Source organism: Blautia sp. DFI.1.216, assembly GCF_020594215.1.
In the GTDB taxonomy this organism is placed as follows: domain Bacteria; phylum Bacillota; class Clostridia; order Lachnospirales; family Lachnospiraceae; genus Blautia_A; species Blautia_A wexlerae.
In genome coordinates, this window is the sequence record NZ_JAJDML010000003.1 from 85,644 (window position 1) to 101,876 (window position 16,233).

Annotated in this window: 20 protein-coding genes; 5 read left to right on the forward strand and 15 right to left on the reverse strand. The window is 41.3% G+C overall.

Annotated elements, in window-relative coordinates; all coding sequences use genetic code 11:
- The first annotated feature begins 250 nt into the window (after positions 1 to 250).
- From LJE11_RS02050 to LJE11_RS02060, 3 genes are all read left to right on the forward strand, one after another.
- Positions 251 to 1,300 (forward strand): replication initiation factor domain-containing protein, encoded by a 1,050-nt coding sequence (locus LJE11_RS02050; protein WP_257963366.1) that lies wholly within the window; start codon positions 251 to 253, stop codon positions 1,298 to 1,300.
- Between the two features lie 12 nt (positions 1,301 to 1,312).
- A complete protein-coding gene (locus LJE11_RS02055; protein ID WP_101629282.1) occupies positions 1,313 to 1,519 on the forward strand; it encodes an excisionase in 207 nt (68 codons plus the stop codon).
- A gap of 77 nt (positions 1,520 to 1,596) precedes the next feature.
- Positions 1,597 to 2,787, forward strand: a complete 1,191-nt coding sequence (locus LJE11_RS02060) for a site-specific integrase (RefSeq protein ID WP_101629279.1) — start codon at positions 1,597 to 1,599, stop codon at positions 2,785 to 2,787.
- Between the two features lie 249 nt (positions 2,788 to 3,036).
- Here the strand turns inward: LJE11_RS02060 and LJE11_RS02065 are convergent, their stop codons facing one another.
- The 11 genes from LJE11_RS02065 to mobA all read right to left on the reverse strand — a co-directional run bounded on the left by LJE11_RS02065 (position 3,037) and on the right by mobA (position 10,874).
- A complete protein-coding gene (locus LJE11_RS02065) occupies positions 3,037 to 3,198 on the reverse strand; it encodes a hypothetical protein (protein ID WP_227295426.1) in 162 nt (53 codons plus the stop codon).
- Positions 3,199 to 3,243: 45 nt separating this feature from the next.
- Positions 3,244 to 4,185, reverse strand: coding sequence for a GerMN domain-containing protein (locus LJE11_RS02070; RefSeq protein WP_008706166.1), 942 nt, complete (start codon positions 4,183 to 4,185; stop codon positions 3,244 to 3,246).
- An 11-nt stretch (positions 4,186 to 4,196) separates the two neighbouring features.
- Entirely contained in the window at positions 4,197 to 5,648 is a 1,452-nt protein-coding gene (locus LJE11_RS02075) for a sensor histidine kinase (RefSeq protein WP_026649827.1), read from the reverse strand.
- A gap of 345 nt (positions 5,649 to 5,993) precedes the next feature.
- On the reverse strand, positions 5,994 to 6,446 hold the full coding sequence (locus tag LJE11_RS02080) for a DUF5071 domain-containing protein (RefSeq protein ID WP_025578529.1): 453 nt from the start codon (positions 6,444 to 6,446) through the stop codon (positions 5,994 to 5,996).
- Positions 6,447 to 6,860, reverse strand: a complete 414-nt coding sequence (locus LJE11_RS02085; protein WP_055059790.1) for a hypothetical protein — start codon at positions 6,858 to 6,860, stop codon at positions 6,447 to 6,449.
- Between the two features lie 64 nt (positions 6,861 to 6,924).
- Positions 6,925 to 7,449 (reverse strand): RHS repeat domain-containing protein, encoded by a 525-nt coding sequence (locus tag LJE11_RS02090; protein WP_055059789.1) that lies wholly within the window; start codon positions 7,447 to 7,449, stop codon positions 6,925 to 6,927.
- Positions 7,442 to 7,675, reverse strand: coding sequence for a hypothetical protein (locus tag LJE11_RS02095; RefSeq protein ID WP_227226643.1), 234 nt, complete (start codon positions 7,673 to 7,675; stop codon positions 7,442 to 7,444). Before LJE11_RS02095 ends, LJE11_RS02090 begins: the two co-directional genes overlap by 8 nt.
- Positions 7,676 to 8,299: 624 nt before the next feature.
- Entirely contained in the window at positions 8,300 to 8,497 is a 198-nt protein-coding gene (locus LJE11_RS02105; RefSeq protein ID WP_055059787.1) for a phage holin family protein, read from the reverse strand.
- A gap of 109 nt (positions 8,498 to 8,606) precedes the next feature.
- Positions 8,607 to 8,966 carry a hypothetical protein gene (locus LJE11_RS02110; protein WP_008706170.1) on the reverse strand — a complete coding sequence of 120 codons (360 nt, stop codon included), beginning with the start codon at positions 8,964 to 8,966 and terminating at the stop codon, positions 8,607 to 8,609.
- Positions 8,967 to 9,519: 553 nt separating this feature from the next.
- Entirely contained in the window at positions 9,520 to 10,179 is a 660-nt protein-coding gene (locus LJE11_RS02115) for a CPBP family intramembrane glutamic endopeptidase (RefSeq protein WP_147612019.1), read from the reverse strand.
- A gap of 74 nt (positions 10,180 to 10,253) precedes the next feature.
- Positions 10,254 to 10,874, reverse strand: a complete 621-nt coding sequence (mobA, locus tag LJE11_RS02120) for a molybdenum cofactor guanylyltransferase (protein WP_020993502.1) — start codon at positions 10,872 to 10,874, stop codon at positions 10,254 to 10,256.
- Between the two features lie 217 nt (positions 10,875 to 11,091).
- Here mobA and LJE11_RS02125 point away from each other — a divergent pair, with 217 nt between their 5' ends.
- On the forward strand, positions 11,092 to 11,628 hold the full coding sequence (locus LJE11_RS02125) for a type III toxin-antitoxin system ToxN/AbiQ family toxin (protein ID WP_008706177.1): 537 nt from the start codon (positions 11,092 to 11,094) through the stop codon (positions 11,626 to 11,628).
- Here LJE11_RS02125 and moaA read toward each other — a convergent pair.
- Positions 11,611 to 12,585, reverse strand: coding sequence for a GTP 3',8-cyclase MoaA (gene moaA, locus LJE11_RS02130; RefSeq protein WP_022380643.1), 975 nt, complete (start codon positions 12,583 to 12,585; stop codon positions 11,611 to 11,613). The two genes, LJE11_RS02125 and moaA, sit on opposite strands and share 18 nt — an antisense overlap.
- 210 nt (positions 12,586 to 12,795) lie before the next feature.
- On the opposite strand from moaA, the gene fdhD reads away from it, so the two are divergent.
- Positions 12,796 to 13,614, forward strand: coding sequence for a formate dehydrogenase accessory sulfurtransferase FdhD (fdhD, locus tag LJE11_RS02135; RefSeq protein WP_070102660.1), 819 nt, complete (start codon positions 12,796 to 12,798; stop codon positions 13,612 to 13,614).
- Here the strand turns inward: fdhD and mobB are convergent.
- The 3 genes from mobB to LJE11_RS02150 all read right to left on the reverse strand — a co-directional run bounded on the left by mobB (position 13,589) and on the right by LJE11_RS02150 (position 16,202).
- The gene (mobB, locus tag LJE11_RS02140) at positions 13,589 to 14,101 is read right to left on the reverse strand and encodes a molybdopterin-guanine dinucleotide biosynthesis protein B (RefSeq protein ID WP_008706182.1); all 513 of its coding nucleotides are present in this window, start codon (positions 14,099 to 14,101) and stop codon (positions 13,589 to 13,591) included. The two genes, fdhD and mobB, sit on opposite strands and share 26 nt — an antisense overlap.
- 16 nt (positions 14,102 to 14,117) lie before the next feature.
- Complete coding sequence (locus LJE11_RS20030) at positions 14,118 to 15,380, reverse strand: molybdopterin molybdotransferase MoeA (protein ID WP_227295428.1); 1,263 nt, start codon at positions 15,378 to 15,380, stop codon at positions 14,118 to 14,120.
- Positions 15,381 to 15,767: 387 nt separating this feature from the next.
- Positions 15,768 to 16,202: an MOSC domain-containing protein gene (locus LJE11_RS02150; protein WP_128866312.1), complete on the reverse strand. Its 435-nt coding sequence runs from the start codon at positions 16,200 to 16,202 to the stop codon at positions 15,768 to 15,770.
- Between the last annotated feature and the right edge of the window lie 31 nt (positions 16,203 to 16,233).

Consider the following 16,233-nt stretch of genomic DNA (forward strand, 5'->3'; position numbering starts at 1 on the left):
TGCCTGCCCCGTTTAGCCACGAGCCTCCCAAAGGCTCGTGAGCGTTAAGAACGGGGCTGGTGCAGGAAGAAAAGGAACGCCGTAGGCGTTCCGTACAGGGCGTATATGTAACACCGCCCTGCGCATACATGTCATAGTACCTAGAAACTGTGATAAATAAAGGACAAAACACGATTTTTACCCCGCAAAAAAACGGGGAGTACGAAAGGAGTAATGCACTATCGCAACACATGAAAATTTATCCGTCAAGATTGATTACATCAGCATTGTCTTTGATACGGCAACGGCAGAAGATGTGATACGGCACATTTTATGCTTGCCGACCGATATTTTTAATGTCTATCCTGCAACGGTCAAATTTAAGACGTATCAGGCGCGTTGGGAAATCGGAGATATTTATGTATCGGGCGACGCAAAAAAGACAGAGGACAACCCACAAGGGCTGGGCTGTTATCTCGTGATGACAGGCAGGGGGTGTGATGATATTTTCCGTATCCTCGATAACAACGGCTTGACCTTTGGGGATATGTTCGGACGCTGTGAAAGGAGATATGGGGCTGGAAACTACCATTTCACAAGGCTGGACGTTGCCATTGACGACAGGAACGAAACGCCGTTCTTTACCATAGAGCAGATAAAGAAGAAATGTGAAAAAGAGGAATTTATCGCCAACAGTGAGGGCTACCATTTTGACGAGAGCAAGTTTGATGATTTTGACACCGCAAAGACCGTCTATATCGGGGCTGGAAAATCGGGGCTTTCCTACCGCTTTTATGACAAGGACAAGGAAGTGTGCGGCAAATACAACAGGACGCTTGATGAAGTCGGGAGTTGGAAACGGACGGAAATGCAACTGCGTGATGAAAAGGCTCATGCCTTTGCTATGGCATTTCAGGCAAGACCGCTGGAGATTGGGGAACTGGCTTTCGGACTGCTGGCGGACAACCTGCGTTTTGTCGTAGCAAACAGGAATGAGAGCAACAAGAGCAGGTGGAAAACGTGCCGTTTCTGGCAACGCTTTTTAGGGGCTGTGGAACTTTTAAAACTCCATGTACCCACACCGCATAATTCCCTTGAAGAAACGCAACAGTGGCTTACAGAGGGTGGTGTCATATCCGCTGTCAAAGGCTTTTACTTCCTCGAATCCCATGACGCTTTAGGTGGGCTGGAACGTGTCGGGGATATGGTAGATAAGGCAAGGTACAGCACTTCCCTTTCCAGCAAGCTGACCGCCCATTTACAGCGGATAGACAGGACAGAATTGATACCCTACGTCCAGTATGACACAAAGAACAGGTAGGGGGGTGGCATGATGAACGAAAAGATTGATATTCCTGTATGGGAAAAATACACCCTTACCATTGAGGAAGCGTCAAGATACTTCACAATCGGACAGAACAAGCTACGCCGATTGGTAGAAGAAAACCGACACGGCGACTGGTATGTGATGAACGGCAACCGTATCTTGATTAAGAAAAAACAGTTTGAGAAATTTATGGATAAAACAGACGCAATCTAATGCAAAAGAGCCTTGTATGTGATATTATTTCAGTAAGTCATATCAAGGCTCTTTCTTACGAAAGGAGCAGATAAGAAATGTCGGAAAAAAGACGGGACAGTAAAGGTCGCCTCTTAAAGACAGGAGAGAGCCAGCGAGCAGACGGAAGATACTTATACAAATATGTGGACAAGGCAGGAAAGACAAGGTATGCCTATTCATGGAAACTTGTGCCGACAGACCTCGTACCTAAAGGCAAGAGGGACGGGAAATCCCTAAGGGAATTAGAAACGGAGATACAAAGGGATTTACAGGACGGTATCGACACAACAGGCGGAAAAATGACGCTGTGCCAGCTATACGCCAAACAGAACGCCCAGAGAGCCAACGTAAAGGAAAGCACAAGACAGGGCAGGAAAAAGCTCATGCGGACATTAGAGGGCGATATACTGGGGGCTAGGAGCATTGACAGCATACGCCTTTCAGACGCTAAGGAATGGGCGTTACGCATGAAAGACAAGGGCTATGCTTATCAGACCATAAGCAATTATAAACGCTCGTTAAATGCGTCATTCCGCATTGCCATAGCGGACGACCTCGTGAGGAAGAACCCCTTTGATTTCAAGCTGAATGAGGTCATAGAGGACGACAGGACACCACGGCAGGCATTGACCGAGGAACAGGAAGAAAGGCTCTTGTCCTTTGCCAGCAGGGACAGGGTATATAAAAAGTATTATGACGCAATCGTAATACTGTTAAAGACAGGGCTTCGTATCTCGGAACTGTGCGGACTGACAAGGCAGGATATAGACTTTGAAAACGGCGTTATCCATGTAGACCACCAGCTATTATCCAGCAAGGAAACGGGCTATTATATCGAAACACCAAAGACAAAAAGCGGTGTGCGTGATGTTCCCATGAGTGAGGAAGTGAAACAGGCATTTGAGCGTGTCATGGCAAACAAGGCAAAGGCAGAGCCGACAGAGATAGACGGGTACAGTGGTTTCCTCTTTCTGAACGGGAAAGGCTTTCCTATGACGAATGCCTATTATACTTCTACTTTCGCTAATCTGAGAAAGAAATATAACAAGAGCCATGAGGACAGCTTACCAAAGATAACGCCCCATATCCTGCGTCATACGTTCTGTACCAGACTTGCGAACAGGAACATGAACCCTAAGAGTTTACAGTATATCATGGGACACGCAAACATCAGTATCACGCTGAACCTGTACGCCCATGCGTCCATAGAGAACGTCAAGGCAGAATTAAGAAGCATGATAGCTTAAAGTTTTACCACGATATTTACCACGATTGACCGTGAGAAAACGTGATGAAACGTAGCTGTTTGGAAGTATCAGCCGAAAAGAGAAATGCCCGTAAAGCTGATAAAATAAGGCTTTGCGGACATTTAAGAAGATATGAAAAGATAATCAAAAATTTATATTAAGTTTAAATAAACCTTTATATTATCAATGGAAACTTTTTCAGAATTGTAAATAAGATAAGTATTTCTAAGATATACAGATTGAAAATCTTCATTCTCCCGGCACCTGACCACCTCCCCGCAGATGGTGGATTCCGGATGCTTTCTGATCCATGTCTGCACAGACTGTGGCAGTGGATTCCCCCTTATCAGGGAAAATCCCAGCCAGTCTGTCACACACAGAAAAACAACCAGAAGCATGCACAGGATACACACAGGGCGTCTCCTCACTTTTGTGCCTCCTCTTCGTTTATGAATATCACTCTTTTTCCTTGACTACCAGCTTATCATTTCTTTCATAAAAATGATACAGCTCCATCTTCTTACCAAAGGTATCCAGCCTGTCCTTCCCGCCGACCGTAATCTGCACTTTGTCTGCATCCAGCGCATCCAGCAGCGAATTTACCACAGAATATACCGGTATTTTCTCCGATACATCCAGCGCATAGGAAGAAAATACTCCGTCAAATGCCACATAGCAGATCCTGTCTGCTATGGTCACATTCAGAACCTCCGTATTCTCCGGAATTGTGGGGTAATGCCCTTTTTCCAGCGGTCCCTTCATTAACTGTTCCAGAACGATCCTCTCTTTGGGGATACTGCGTTTATACCGCACAGTACGCTGTTCTTTTACCAGCTTCTGACCACTCTTATCAGTAAAATAAAGCGTAAAGGTATTGCTGCAATAGGCATCCGGTTCAGTTCCTGTGAACTCGGCAAAGGTATCTGCAGTCATATTTCCCACAGCCTGTCCCCTGGAATCTGTCAGATCTTCATTTTCTATTGTAAAACGCACAGAATTAATCCCCGGAACCTGAAGAAAAGTCTTCACAACACCTGCCCGCACAAGTAATTCCCTGGCGCGGCTCATGCTGCTGTACTGACTGTTAAAGTTGACCACCAGCACGTCCTCTTCTACACTGTAATTCATCTGTACTCCTTCAGGAAGCAGACTGACCCGGTTCTGCGAATCTGTCTGCTGGCTGTTCATCCGCTGCATCATATCCTTAAGCATATAGTCTGCAGTTGTCTCCTCCGGAGAGTAGCTTTCCTTCTGAAGCTGAGTTTCATCAGAGCTGATATCGTACAGATAATATTTGGCATCCTGCTTACCCGAATCTTCATGTATCTCCACAGAACACCCGGCCGCAAGGATGCTTAGTATTAACGCTGTTATAATGATTGAAAGTTTCTTTTTCACAATGGCACCTCCTATGACGGTATATAAGACAGAGGAATACGCACAGAGAATGTAGTTCCCTCTCCTTCTTTACTGAATACTTTGATCGTTCCATGGTGCATTGCAATAGAACTCTTGGTGATCGCCAGTCCCAGACCGGTTCCCCCGATTTCCTTGGAATGGGACTTGTCCACACGATAGAAACGCTCAAAGATTCTCTCTATACTGTCCTCAGGGATTCCCATACCGGAATCCGCCACTGTTATATAGAAATATTTATGGTCTGCATCCAGTGACACGCGCACCCATCCATCATCCACATTATATTTAATGCCATTCTCCACCAGATTGCTGATGGCAAGAGTAAACTTTACCTCATCCACATCTGCATCCACAGGGCGGAAGCAATCCAGGATCAAATCGATATTGCGCTTGTCCGCAATTGGACGCAGACGTTTGAGAATATCTTCAAGAAGCTGATTGATATCCATATGTGTAATGTTCACATCTGCAGCTTTCTTATCCATCTTTACCAGTGAGAGCAGATCTGTAATGATCTTATTCTCTCTGTCGATCTCAGCAGTAATATCACTCATAAACTCCTGATACAGTTCCTCCGGGACTCCCTGCTGTCCAACCAGAGAATCTGCCAGAACCTTCATAGAAGTCAGAGGCGTCTTCAGTTCATGGGACACATTGGATACAAACTCCTGTCTGGATTCATCAAGGATTTTCATACGGTTGACCATCTTGTTGAATGCATCTGTGATCAGCTCTGTCTCCGTATAGTCAGGAACACTGATTTCTTCATCCAGCATGCCATCTGTCAGATCTTCAATGGCCTTCGTCACTCTTGCAAGTGGTTTTACAAGTATTGTAGAGAGCAGCCATGCCAGAAATACCGAAAGAACAACAATACTTCCGATCAGCATCACGCCTCTCTGTTCCATCTCTGCCAGTGTTTCCGCAATATCAACAGCCGAAACGCTTACCAGCATCACGCCTTGAAGCTGCTGCACATCCGGACTCTGTACAGGAACCGCAAGCTCCAGTACTTTACTTCTGGCGTCATAATTGCTTGTCTCTTCTCCTTTCAGACAGGCTACAGCCAGTGAACTGAGAAGCGTCTTTCCCTCCTCTGTGTGGAAGGTATCACTCACTATCTTAAAATCTCTGTCAGCCAGCAGGATACGTCCGTTATACACATTGGAAAACAGTTCCAGCTTGCTGTTTACAACCTCTGAATCTGTATCATTGAGATAATTCTCCCTGATGATCAGATTACATAAAATATCGCACTGATCACCCACTGTCTCTGTAAGCATTGCAACCGCCCGGTTCTGATAGTTATGAAGCATCGTATATGTTACAATAACCCCCGGCACGATTCCCAGAATGATCAGGATGATCAGAATACGAAAACGCAGACTTCTGAAAAAATTTTTTCTTTTTTTCACCTTTTCAACTCCGTTCTCTTCTGTCATGCAGTTTGATGCATGCTTTCTGTCTGTTCGTAAAACAGTCATTGTTTATCGAATCCTTATCATCTTATCACAGAAAAATGGGCTTTTCTACATCTTAGCGAAAAGTAATTTATTTTTTGCAGCAATCAATACGCAAGACATATCTCAGGAAATATTACCTCAATCGCTCTTTTATTATATACGCTCACTTTTGCTTCTCCGAACAGATATGACATATTCAAGCTATACAGCAACTGTCCTTACAAAATTTACATTTCATGGTTTTTCACCTCTTTTTTCTTAAAAATGGGTACAAAAAGAACGGTCGGTGGGGTGAAATGCCAACCGCTCTCTTTTGTTTTAAAGTTATTCCTTCCAAAAATCATTATAATATTTTGTCATTAATTTTTGATATTCTTCGGGTAAAAGTTTATAAACCTCAGGATTTTCAATTAGTCCAGACAAATAGTCCAGCCAATTTATATCTTGATATTTCAGTGCTATTTTTATTGCATATATGTAATTTTCCATTATACAATCTACATTCATTCGCTTAATTCTTGCATATATATCAAATGCACCCGGCCAATTCATATCTTTTATCCATTCAAACATATTATTCATATATTTTTTTAATTCATTATCTGATTTTGAGCTAATTACCTTTGCACAGTTTTCCCATACAGATTTATCTTCTATTGGTTGAAATAAAACGGAAAGATATTCTATTTTTTTCGCTTCGTCTATTCCTCTCAATTGTTCTTTTTCTGAACTATTCCAACTTAACATTTTAAAAATAGTATCAATATCTGTTCCCATTTAGTTTCCTCCATCCCATTTTACTACAACACTCTTTACCGCTTGAGTCCGAATTGAACCACTCCCTGCATTTATCCATGTTTGAATACTTACTCCTACTGGCACCACACTAACATGTGTTAATTTGTCCTGATATGCATAAACTATCCCTGTCTTATTTAATGTATTAATTGTTGTAACAGCTGCTTTTCCTCCCATCCTAGGTGGAATTGTTGAGAACGATAAGCCTGTATCTGAATCTTTCTGAGAAGGCGTTAAATTTCCAGGATTCGTTCCTCCATACCTATAAATAACAACATCTTTTTTATTTCTAGGCAAACTTAAAATCTTTGTTTGTGTATTATCGTGAATTTTATCCTTATAATATTCATAAATACTAAAACCTAATACAATTCCGGCTGCTACAAAATCCATTACTGGAGATGGTCCATCTGATGTCGCAATAGCAACCGCAGAGCCTCCAGATATCGAAATGCCTTTACTTACCGCACCGACAATATCCTTTACAAATGATATTGATTTTTTTTACAAACGATATAAATGAATATCCGTTAACATCAACATTCATAATCGGATTATTATTACAATACAAAAACATATTACAATCATGTTTTCCTACTCCAGTAGAAAAATATCCATCTGCGCAAATAAATCTTTTAATTTCCGCATCATAATATCTACTTTTCAGATAATACATACCTGTTTCATTATCATAATAATATCCCTTATAGCGGAATGGATTCTGAACACCTACTGTATCTGCCAGCTCACCTGTAACAGCAATCACTTTTCCCCAACTGTCAGAAGTATATTTTACTACCACTTTTCCATCTGCGTCAACAAGGGCAATGATGTCACCCTGTACATTTCGTACATAAAAATAGGTGATTCCCCTGATAGTCACAAAGATCAGATTGGCCTGGGAGTCATAACAGTACCAGATGATTCTTCCGTCAGTTTTCTCAGAAAGGAGAAGATCTCCTGCCCACTGATATTCAGTCACTGTATTGTCTACTGTTTTTTTTCACTCTGGCACCAATATTGTCGTAAAGATATTTAATACTCTTTCCATTTTCTACACCGGAAAGCCTGCGTCCCTGTGTCCAGGTATAAGTTGTTCCTCCTCCGGTAAGCATATTTCCAATGGCATCATAAGTCATTGCTGTGCCATCCCAGCTCAGGAGTTTATCCTTCCATGCACTGTCATAAGTTCCTGTCATTGTCTTCACAGGTGTATCAGGAAGAGTTTCCGCAGTCGTAAATGCGTACTCTTTTTCTACTGTCAGATTACCACCCAGATCATAGGCATAAGTGATGGTTTTGTTTAACTGATGATTATTTTCCCGGATCAGCTGATTTAATTCGTCATATCGAAATGTACTCTCACCTGCAGAATCTTTGATACTTATGATATTTCCGTTTGCGTCATACGTATAGTTTAAGGTTTCAGAACCATTCTTAACTGTTTTAGGAAGACTGTAAAGATTCTCTTTAATACCGGAAATGCATCAACAATTTGCTCCGTTAGACTTTTCTGAAATAAGTAAGCATTCAATTACTCGCTTATTTTTGCCGCAACATAATACCAGCCTTTTTCTGACAGATTAATTTCATATTCTTTCACTATCTGAATCACATCCGTCCGGTTATCATTCTTGCTATAAGCAAATAAAGAAAATCCACTGTACAACCACCATTATTCTGCCAGACTACAGTTCCTTCAACCAGATAAGTCACATTTAAGTTGTACAGCAACTGTCCTTATCTCTCAGATATTCTGTTCCCATCAATGCCTCCAGACGGGCAGCAATGAGAACATACAACAATGTCATGCCTTTTCTGCACAACCCTTTCTAGCCTGCTCTGCTTTCCAGTGCACCATTTTCAGATTTCGGACTTTTTCCAAATACTGCCGGAAGAAGGATTCCCCCTGTAAACCAGTCGATTGCCATAAACAAAAGCAATGTCTGCAGGAATTTATCCCAACCTCCAAAACACACTGCCAGAGTACTTTCGGCAAGACCAATTAATGTAATTATTCTGTATTTCATAGTTTTTCACCTCTTTTTTCTTAAAAATGGGTACAAAAAAAACGGTCGGTGGAGGAATGCCAACCGTTCTCTTCATAATCAACTTTATTCATCTTTAACTTTGTTCCTGTCAAACAATCATAATATCACTTTCGTTCCAGTCTATAGATATCTCTTCGCCATCTAAGTGAATCACATAATTTTTTGGTTTTTCTTTTCCAAGATAGCCATTATAACTTATCTGTTCTCCATTTTTATTTACAAATTCTTTTTTTGTAAAAATTGTATTTTGTGTATCTGATATCTGGAAATCTTTATTATCTTTCTTTCCACAAATAACACTGATATACAGTTCTCCGGTTATCGTACATTCTCGCACAACAATTGTATTATCTTTCTTAAAATCAGCCCTATTATAAAGACATTTTATCTCAGAATGTGATGTACATTTCCACCCTCCTTCTTCTTTATAAATTATTTTACTATTCATTTGTCTATCTTCAAGATATAATACCTCTATGGAATCTTCACCATATATTTCATCTATTTTATTTTTTTCAATTCCATAATACTTTTCTGCCTAATCTGCTGTTGAAAAACTCACATATGCATTTTCTATTTCGCAAAACGACATTACAATTAGAAATACCGTACATAATATCGCCCATGTTATAATCCACTTTGACGCAAGCTTTTTCATTTTCTTCATGATTGCCAGGCCTAAACAAAAGACAATACTATAAATAAATATACGTACATTATTATATGTAATCCCTGCCTGAAATTTACTCTCTCCCGGGTGAGTTCGATGATAATTAGTTCCAGTTACCATAGCATAGAATATAAGGTTTATCAAAAACATAATTAACGTTTTTAACGATATTTTTCCTTTTTGTTTCTTTTGTCTGTATATCCTTATACAAGTACAAATCATGAAAACAAATAGTAACAGTTCAGCAATATTTAGTATTTGTATATCCATATTTCTGTTCTCCTTAATTCTAATTTGAACCGCCAGACATATTTCGCTTTCATTTTCTCAATTACTCACCGACTTTTGCCGTAACATAATACCAGCCCTTTTCTTTCTCAGACAGATTAATTTCATATTCTATTCCTCCATATTCTTTTACCATCTGAATCACATCTGTCCGACTGTCATCATTACTATAGGCAAATAAAGAAAATCCACTGTCCAAAAAGCCTTGTGTATACCAGAATCCCACTGTATAACTGCCATTATTTTTCCGGACTACAGCTTCTCCACCTGAAGAACATTTTTTATAATCTTCTGGTAGTTCGATTAATTCCATATCTTTCCTTATTTTTATCTGGTTATTCTGTACCATCTGAACAATTTCAGTCCTTTTTTCCTTATATACCTGAAAGTTTAATTTTTTTATTCCATCATTAAACAAAAATGCCAGATATATTCCAAATAGAAAAACTGGTATTGCCGCAAACCAAAATACACGAATCTTTCTCAAACAGCAAAAACTCCGTATGATATATATAAAAGTTAAAATAAATGATGCAAAAATAACATACCAAAATCCCCTGAAAAAAAGTTCTTCGAAATACCAGATTGTAATAAAATTTACAGTTATCACAGCTATGCATTGTAATATAATTAATTTTAATTTTTTTCTCTCATCCTTCATTCCCGATCCTCCAGCCAAATACCAATTCTTATACTCAGCCATAATCACCACCCTTATTCTCTAATGTTGAAAATACATCAACAGTTCATTTTGTCAGCTATTCCTGTAATAAGCAATCAAACGTTTCTGTCGACTCTCATCACAGTTTTCCAATTGAATCTAAAATGATTTCTCGCTATTTCTTTATATGTTTCCGAATCATTGATATTGGAAAAATACCAGGCCGCAGCCTGGCTTTCGTAGCATTCGTATCCATTTTTCCGCAGAAAAGCAAAGACTGCGCCTTTCCGCTCTGTGATTTCTTCAAGCATGGCATCTGCCAGGTCTGTACAGTATACTCCCATAAGAGGTTCCTCATGCCCGCCGTGGCTCAGTATCACTGCTTTTGCATCTGAATGCAGAGATTGGCGAATCAGTGCAGCCAGTTCCTCTGCCGGAACCAGAGGAACATCTACACCAAGTACCAAGCAATATGGATTCTTTGCTTTACGAAAACAGGCTTCCAGCCCTCCCAACGGACCTTTTCCCGGGAAGCGGTCTGGTATAATGGGATATTTATATTTATTTTCACCATGATAGCCAGACAGAAGAATATCACTGATTCCAAGCTTTTCCCCCTTTTCTATCTGCATCTCAAGAAATGTCTTCCCATCTATCGTCAGATCTGATTTGTCCCGTCCCATGCGGCTGCTGGCACCGCCAGCAAGAATAATCATAGAAATTTCTTTCTTTCTCATTATCAGTTTTCCTTTTTGTTTATATAAATCATCAATAAAAGTATTGATTTTTTTCTTCATATTACATATAATAAAATCACAGACAGAAATGTCTGTATAGCGGTTAGAGTGTCCAGCCAAAACACTCGTTTAAAAGCGGTTAGGTTGTCCAATTAAAACAATCGATTAACAGTAATGGGTGGAGTAATCCACCCACTTTTTACTTTCAGGAGGTTTTATGAATTGGTATATTGTTGATAAAAAATATATAAATTACCTAACACAATTTGATTCCCACGTTGGATATGTGGAATATGGGGAACGTTTAAAACTTCATGTAGGAACTCTTCTTACAATTGGAAATTTTCATTACTATGTTCCTATCTCTTCCGCCAAACCCAAACATCAAAAAATGTCAAACAGTCTGGATTTCCACAAACTTCAGGATGAATCTACCAGATATCTTTATGCAGTATTAAATATCAATAACATGATTCCCGTTCCAGACAATTGTCTTACGCAATTAAAATATAATCAGATTGATTGTTTCCGTTCTTTTAAAAGTGACAAAGAAAAAACCGATTATATTTATCTGCTCCAAAAAGAAAAATTTCTGATTGACAATATTCAGAATACTTTGCAAAACAAAGCCATGAAATTATACCAGAAGTGTATTGCCAAACCAGATTCTTCCCTTGCCGCAAGATGCTGCAATTTCAAAATGTTAGAAGAAAAGTGTCTTTCTTATTTACATATCTCACCCGCCAATCTGTGACATTCCTCTGATTTCATCCTGCTCTGTCTTCGTTTGATAAAAATTATGGCTCACCGGTTTATTCCAGATCACCTGATAAATTGCTTTTTTCAGTTCCGAATCTGTGCAGCCGCCGCGCATAAGCCCCCGCAGGTCTGTACCTTTCTGATACTGGAGGCATCCTTTCATGAATCCTTCGGATGTAAGACGTACTCGGTTGCACTGACTGCAGAATTTGTGGGTCATTGCACTGATAAATCCGATTTTTCCCTTAAATCCTGCGATTTCATAGTAATGGCATGGGCCGTTTCCGTAGCGTTCATTGACTGCATGCATCGGACCGTAGGCTTCTTCCAGTACTGCTTTGATAGATTCTTCATCCTGGAATGGGAACTGTTTTCCGAATCCGATTGGCATCATCTCGATAAAACGCACATGGATTGGATATTTCTGCGCCAGTCCTGCAATCCCGATGAAGTTTTCTTTTTCCTTGATCACCGGAACGCTGTTGATCTTCAGGGAAAGTCCCGGATGTGCAAGTGCTGCTTCGATTCCCTCAAATACCTTTTCCAGTCCGTCACGTCTCGCTACTTTTTTGAACAGTTCCGGATCCAAAGTATCCAGACTGATATTAATGGCGTCAATTCCTGCATCCAGTAATGCATCCAGCTGCTCGGCGAGCAGGATTCCATTTGTTGTTAATGTCACTTTCTCAATTCCCGGGATCGCCTTGATCTGTTTTGCAAGACTTGCACAGCCTTTACGAACAAGTGGCTCACCGCCTGTCAGTTTAATCTTACGGATTCCCAGATCTGCTGCGCACCTGCAGATGCGGAGAATCTCATCGTATGTGAGGATTTCTGCATGAGAAAGGGATTTTACGCCTTCTTCCGGCATACAGTAAATGCATCTCAGATTACATCTGTCTGTCAGGGAAATCCTTAAATAATCTATTTCTCTTCCATATTTGTCTATCATCGGCTCTACCTGCCTTTTACTTTCTAATAATTGATTTTCCTGTTACCGGATACGGGTGAACCGCAACCTTTGTAACCTTTTCTTCTGTTATTCGCCGTCAAAATCACAGGCAATATTTTCTCTCATAATCGTTTGACACTCCATACTCCGCAGTCTATACTTAATGTATCAAGATTATTAAAATCCTTACCGGACGAAAGGAACTGTCCTATGAAAATCAACGAACAATACCACAACCTGAATCTGCTCGAGAATGTTACCTATGAGTTTCTGGGTCGTGACGGGGAAACTCATGAAGAAACAGAACCAATCCTTGTGGAACACATGATGGATGTATATGTAAATGAACGCCTGACCATGAAACTGGTCTGTATCCCACAACATCTGACAGAACTGGTTCTCGGCCGCCTCTTTACGGAAGGTATCATCTCATCTGCCGAGGATGTGGAGCAGATCTACATCTGTGAATTCGGCAAACGTGCCCGCGTGATCCTGAGTAAAAATAAATCCGGGCAGTCTCATGAGGAAAATGAAGATTATGTTGCTCTTACTCCGACCTGCTGCACCGGAAATCGTGTTCTTAATGATTATTTTATCACAGATCAGCCAATGACGCCAGTTACACCTGTCCCATGGAAAAAACAGTGGATCTTTGATCTTGCAGACTGTTTCGCCAATGGTACCCCGCTTCACAGCCAGACCTGGGCAACTCACAGCTGTTTTCTTGCCTGTGACGGAGAACTGCTCTTTCAGTGCGAAGATATCGGACGTCATAATGCTCTGGATAAGGCCATCGGTTATGCCCTGCGCCATAATATTGACCTGAAGAAATGCGTGGTTTATTCCAGTGGACGTATCCCTACAGATATGGCGATCAAGGCAATCCGCGCCGGAATACCGGTTCTGGCAAGCAAGGCATCCCCTTCCGCCGAGGCAGTCGCCATGGCCAAAGAATACCACCTTACCCTTATCTGTGCCGCGCGACGTGACCGTATGAAACTCTTTACCGGAAATAATCCGACAGAATAAATTCTGCAATACACTCTGCATTGTCCAGTTCAAAGAATGGAACATTTTCCAGTACAGACAGTGCATCTCTTTCCTCTGCATCCAGGTTTGTGGCGATCGCCATCAGTTTTTCCGGATTGCAGACACTTTCTGCCGAATTTCCCTTACGGATAATTTCAATTTTCGGATAAGTACTGTATTTAAATCCTTCCAGTAAGATCAGATCTGCCTCCGGAAAAAATTCTGCCAGCTCTTTTTCGGAAATCTGCGGCTGCTGTTTTACCAGCATATATTTGCCTGCTGAAAAAACTGCTGTGCCGTAGGCTCCGGACTGAAGCTGACAGTATGTATCCGTTCCCGGTACGTCCGGCACGAAATCATGTCCGTCATGCTTCAGCACCGCCACTTTAAGGCCCTTGTCTTTAAAAATCTCCAAAAGCCTGCAGATCAGAGTTGTTTTCCCTGAATTCTTTACACCGCTGATTGCAAATATTCTTTTTCTTTCCACCTGTTTGCTGCTCCTCTCAAAGCAAAATCGCGCCCACTTTATCCCCTGCGTTCAGGCTTCTGCTTTCCTGATTTTCCATGGTTTTTGTATCAATCAGGCAATTGCAGCCGGCCATGGAACTGAGGACTCCGTTAGAGTGAAGACCATTGGGAAGATGAAATTTTCCATTTTCCAGATATGCCCGGATAAAGCGGCGGCCCTTGATTCCTTTTTCAAAGTTATCAGCCATAATGCCATTTACTTCTTTCAGACCGATTGATGGATCCTGCATCATTTTTTCCAATGCAGGACGAATCAAAAGTTCTATGCTGACTGCAACACCAAAAGGATTTCCGGAGAGACTGATGATCGGAATCTCTCTTTCTGAAGCGCAATGATCTGTTGCAGTTATATCGGAAGTTTTTTTATATGCAGAAAACAGTGTAGGCATTCCTGGTTTCATCTTTACCCTCCAGAAAATCCGCTCTGCCCCCATCAGTCTCAGGGACTCATGCATAATGTCCTTCTTGCCTACAGATACACCTCCCGTAGTGATGATCATATCTGCCGCTTTTGCTGCTTCTTTTAATTTCTCAGACATAACCGTCGGATCATCTTTGACTGCTTCCATATGGAAAGATTCGATTCCCAGTTCACGCAGTCTGGCAGACAGCATTGTCATATTGCTGTTGTAAATTTTTCCTTCCGGCAATGGAATTCCCGGTTCTACCACCTCATCTCCTGTAGTCAGAAGCACGATTCTCGGCTGACGGTAAACCGGCACTTTCGCCACTCCCATTCCGGCCAGAATTGCTGCCTCCACATATCCGATATGTGACCCTTTCTTCAGAAGTGTAGTTCCCTTTTTAAAATCCTCTCCTGCGAAGCAATAATTACTCCATCGCTTCTGCTCGCTGTAAACTTCTACCGTATCTTCGCCATAATCGGTATCCTCCTGATAAATACAGCAATTGCAGCCATTGGGTATTGCAGCACCTGTCATAATGCGCACTGCCTGTCCCTGCTGGATTTCTCTTTCCGAATACTGTCCTGCATCAATCTCTTCCATGACTTTCAGCCTCACCGGATGCTCTTTAGCGGCACCTGCAAGGTCCTCTGCCTTACACGCATAGCCATCTACCGGAGAGCGGTCAAAAGGAGGATTGTCAAACTCTGCCACCATATCCTGCGCCAGGACTCTTCCCCCTGCTTTATTCAGTTCTGTTTCTTCTGTCTCGTTTATTACAGGCGTATGCTGCAGAATCTGTTCCACTGCCTGTTCTACACTGATTCCCTCCACGCACTAATTCCTCCTCTTGTATATTACATTTTTTATAGTCTTTTCAATACCTTTATAACCACCGGGTCAATTGACGGATATATTATAGCAATCCTCTGAAATAATGCATCTTAATCCAGCCCATCAGAGTGTGAAATCCTGCGTCAGATATCTTTGCCGTGCGTCAGCACGCCTGCAGATATCTTCCTTGTCTTTCGCACTCTGCTGAACTGTCTTAAATGCATTATTTACGAGGATTGCTATAGTTTTACCCTTTGAACTCTATAGCAATTTCAGAGAATAATATCACTAAGGCACTCCATTAATATAAATCAGATTGTCTTCAGTATTTTGGAAATTGCTATAACATCATAATATTCAGCCCACTGCTGAAGAATTACATATTTTTCATCTCTGTTGGAGAATGATTTCTCCTTCTCTCAGCCTCCCTGCCTCCAGAATCTGACAGAATACAAACCAGGGTTCCATGGGCGTGCATACCTTTTCTCCCTTATAAGCATCTGATGCAGGACCGCCCGCACCGATCCTGACTGCTTCCAGAAGTACATCTCCACAACGAAATCTGTTCCCCTCCGCAATACTGTTCCAGTCAATCCCTTCCACAAGGAGATTTTCTCCAAACCGGCCATATCTGAAATCTTCTCCTGAATGTTCAAAATATTCTTTTACTTTCTCATAAGGAAGAAGACTGACCTGCTTTCTTCCGCCCATTCCATAATGCACATCTCCCACAAGTCCCTGCAGATCAGCTTCGCATTCATGAATGTTCTGCGAGCAGGTCTTGCGTTCCTTACTGATGCATACACATAATATCTTCGCCATTTTCTGCCTCATCCTTCCTGATGTGTTACTG

What these genes read in the sequence shown, in the direction of transcription:
- LJE11_RS02125 (WP_008706177.1), top strand. Translation starts at nt 11,092, where the DNA reads ATGAATTGGTATATTGTTGATAAAAAATATATAAATTACCTAACACAA.
- LJE11_RS02060 (WP_101629279.1), top strand. Translation starts at nt 1,597, where the DNA reads ATGTCGGAAAAAAGACGGGACAGTAAAGGTCGCCTCTTAAAGACAGGA.
- LJE11_RS02055 (WP_101629282.1), top strand. Translation starts at nt 1,313, where the DNA reads ATGAACGAAAAGATTGATATTCCTGTATGGGAAAAATACACCCTTACC.
- LJE11_RS02110 (WP_008706170.1), bottom strand. Translation starts at nt 8,966, where the DNA reads ATGAATAGTAAAATAATTTATAAAGAAGAAGGAGGGTGGAAATGTACA.
- LJE11_RS02075 (WP_026649827.1), bottom strand. Translation starts at nt 5,648, where the DNA reads ATGACAGAAGAGAACGGAGTTGAAAAGGTGAAAAAAAGAAAAAATTTT.
- LJE11_RS02105 (WP_055059787.1), bottom strand. Translation starts at nt 8,497, where the DNA reads ATGAAATACAGAATAATTACATTAATTGGTCTTGCCGAAAGTACTCTG.
- fdhD (WP_070102660.1), top strand. Translation starts at nt 12,796, where the DNA reads ATGAAAATCAACGAACAATACCACAACCTGAATCTGCTCGAGAATGTT.
- LJE11_RS02085 (WP_055059790.1), bottom strand. Translation starts at nt 6,860, where the DNA reads ATGGATTTTGTAGCAGCCGGAATTGTATTAGGTTTTAGTATTTATGAA.
- LJE11_RS02115 (WP_147612019.1), bottom strand. Translation starts at nt 10,179, where the DNA reads ATGGCTGAGTATAAGAATTGGTATTTGGCTGGAGGATCGGGAATGAAG.
- LJE11_RS02080 (WP_025578529.1), bottom strand. Translation starts at nt 6,446, where the DNA reads ATGGGAACAGATATTGATACTATTTTTAAAATGTTAAGTTGGAATAGT.
- mobA (WP_020993502.1), bottom strand. Translation starts at nt 10,874, where the DNA reads ATGAGAAAGAAAGAAATTTCTATGATTATTCTTGCTGGCGGTGCCAGC.
- moaA (WP_022380643.1), bottom strand. Translation starts at nt 12,585, where the DNA reads ATGATAGACAAATATGGAAGAGAAATAGATTATTTAAGGATTTCCCTG.
- LJE11_RS02150 (WP_128866312.1), bottom strand. Translation starts at nt 16,202, where the DNA reads ATGGCGAAGATATTATGTGTATGCATCAGTAAGGAACGCAAGACCTGC.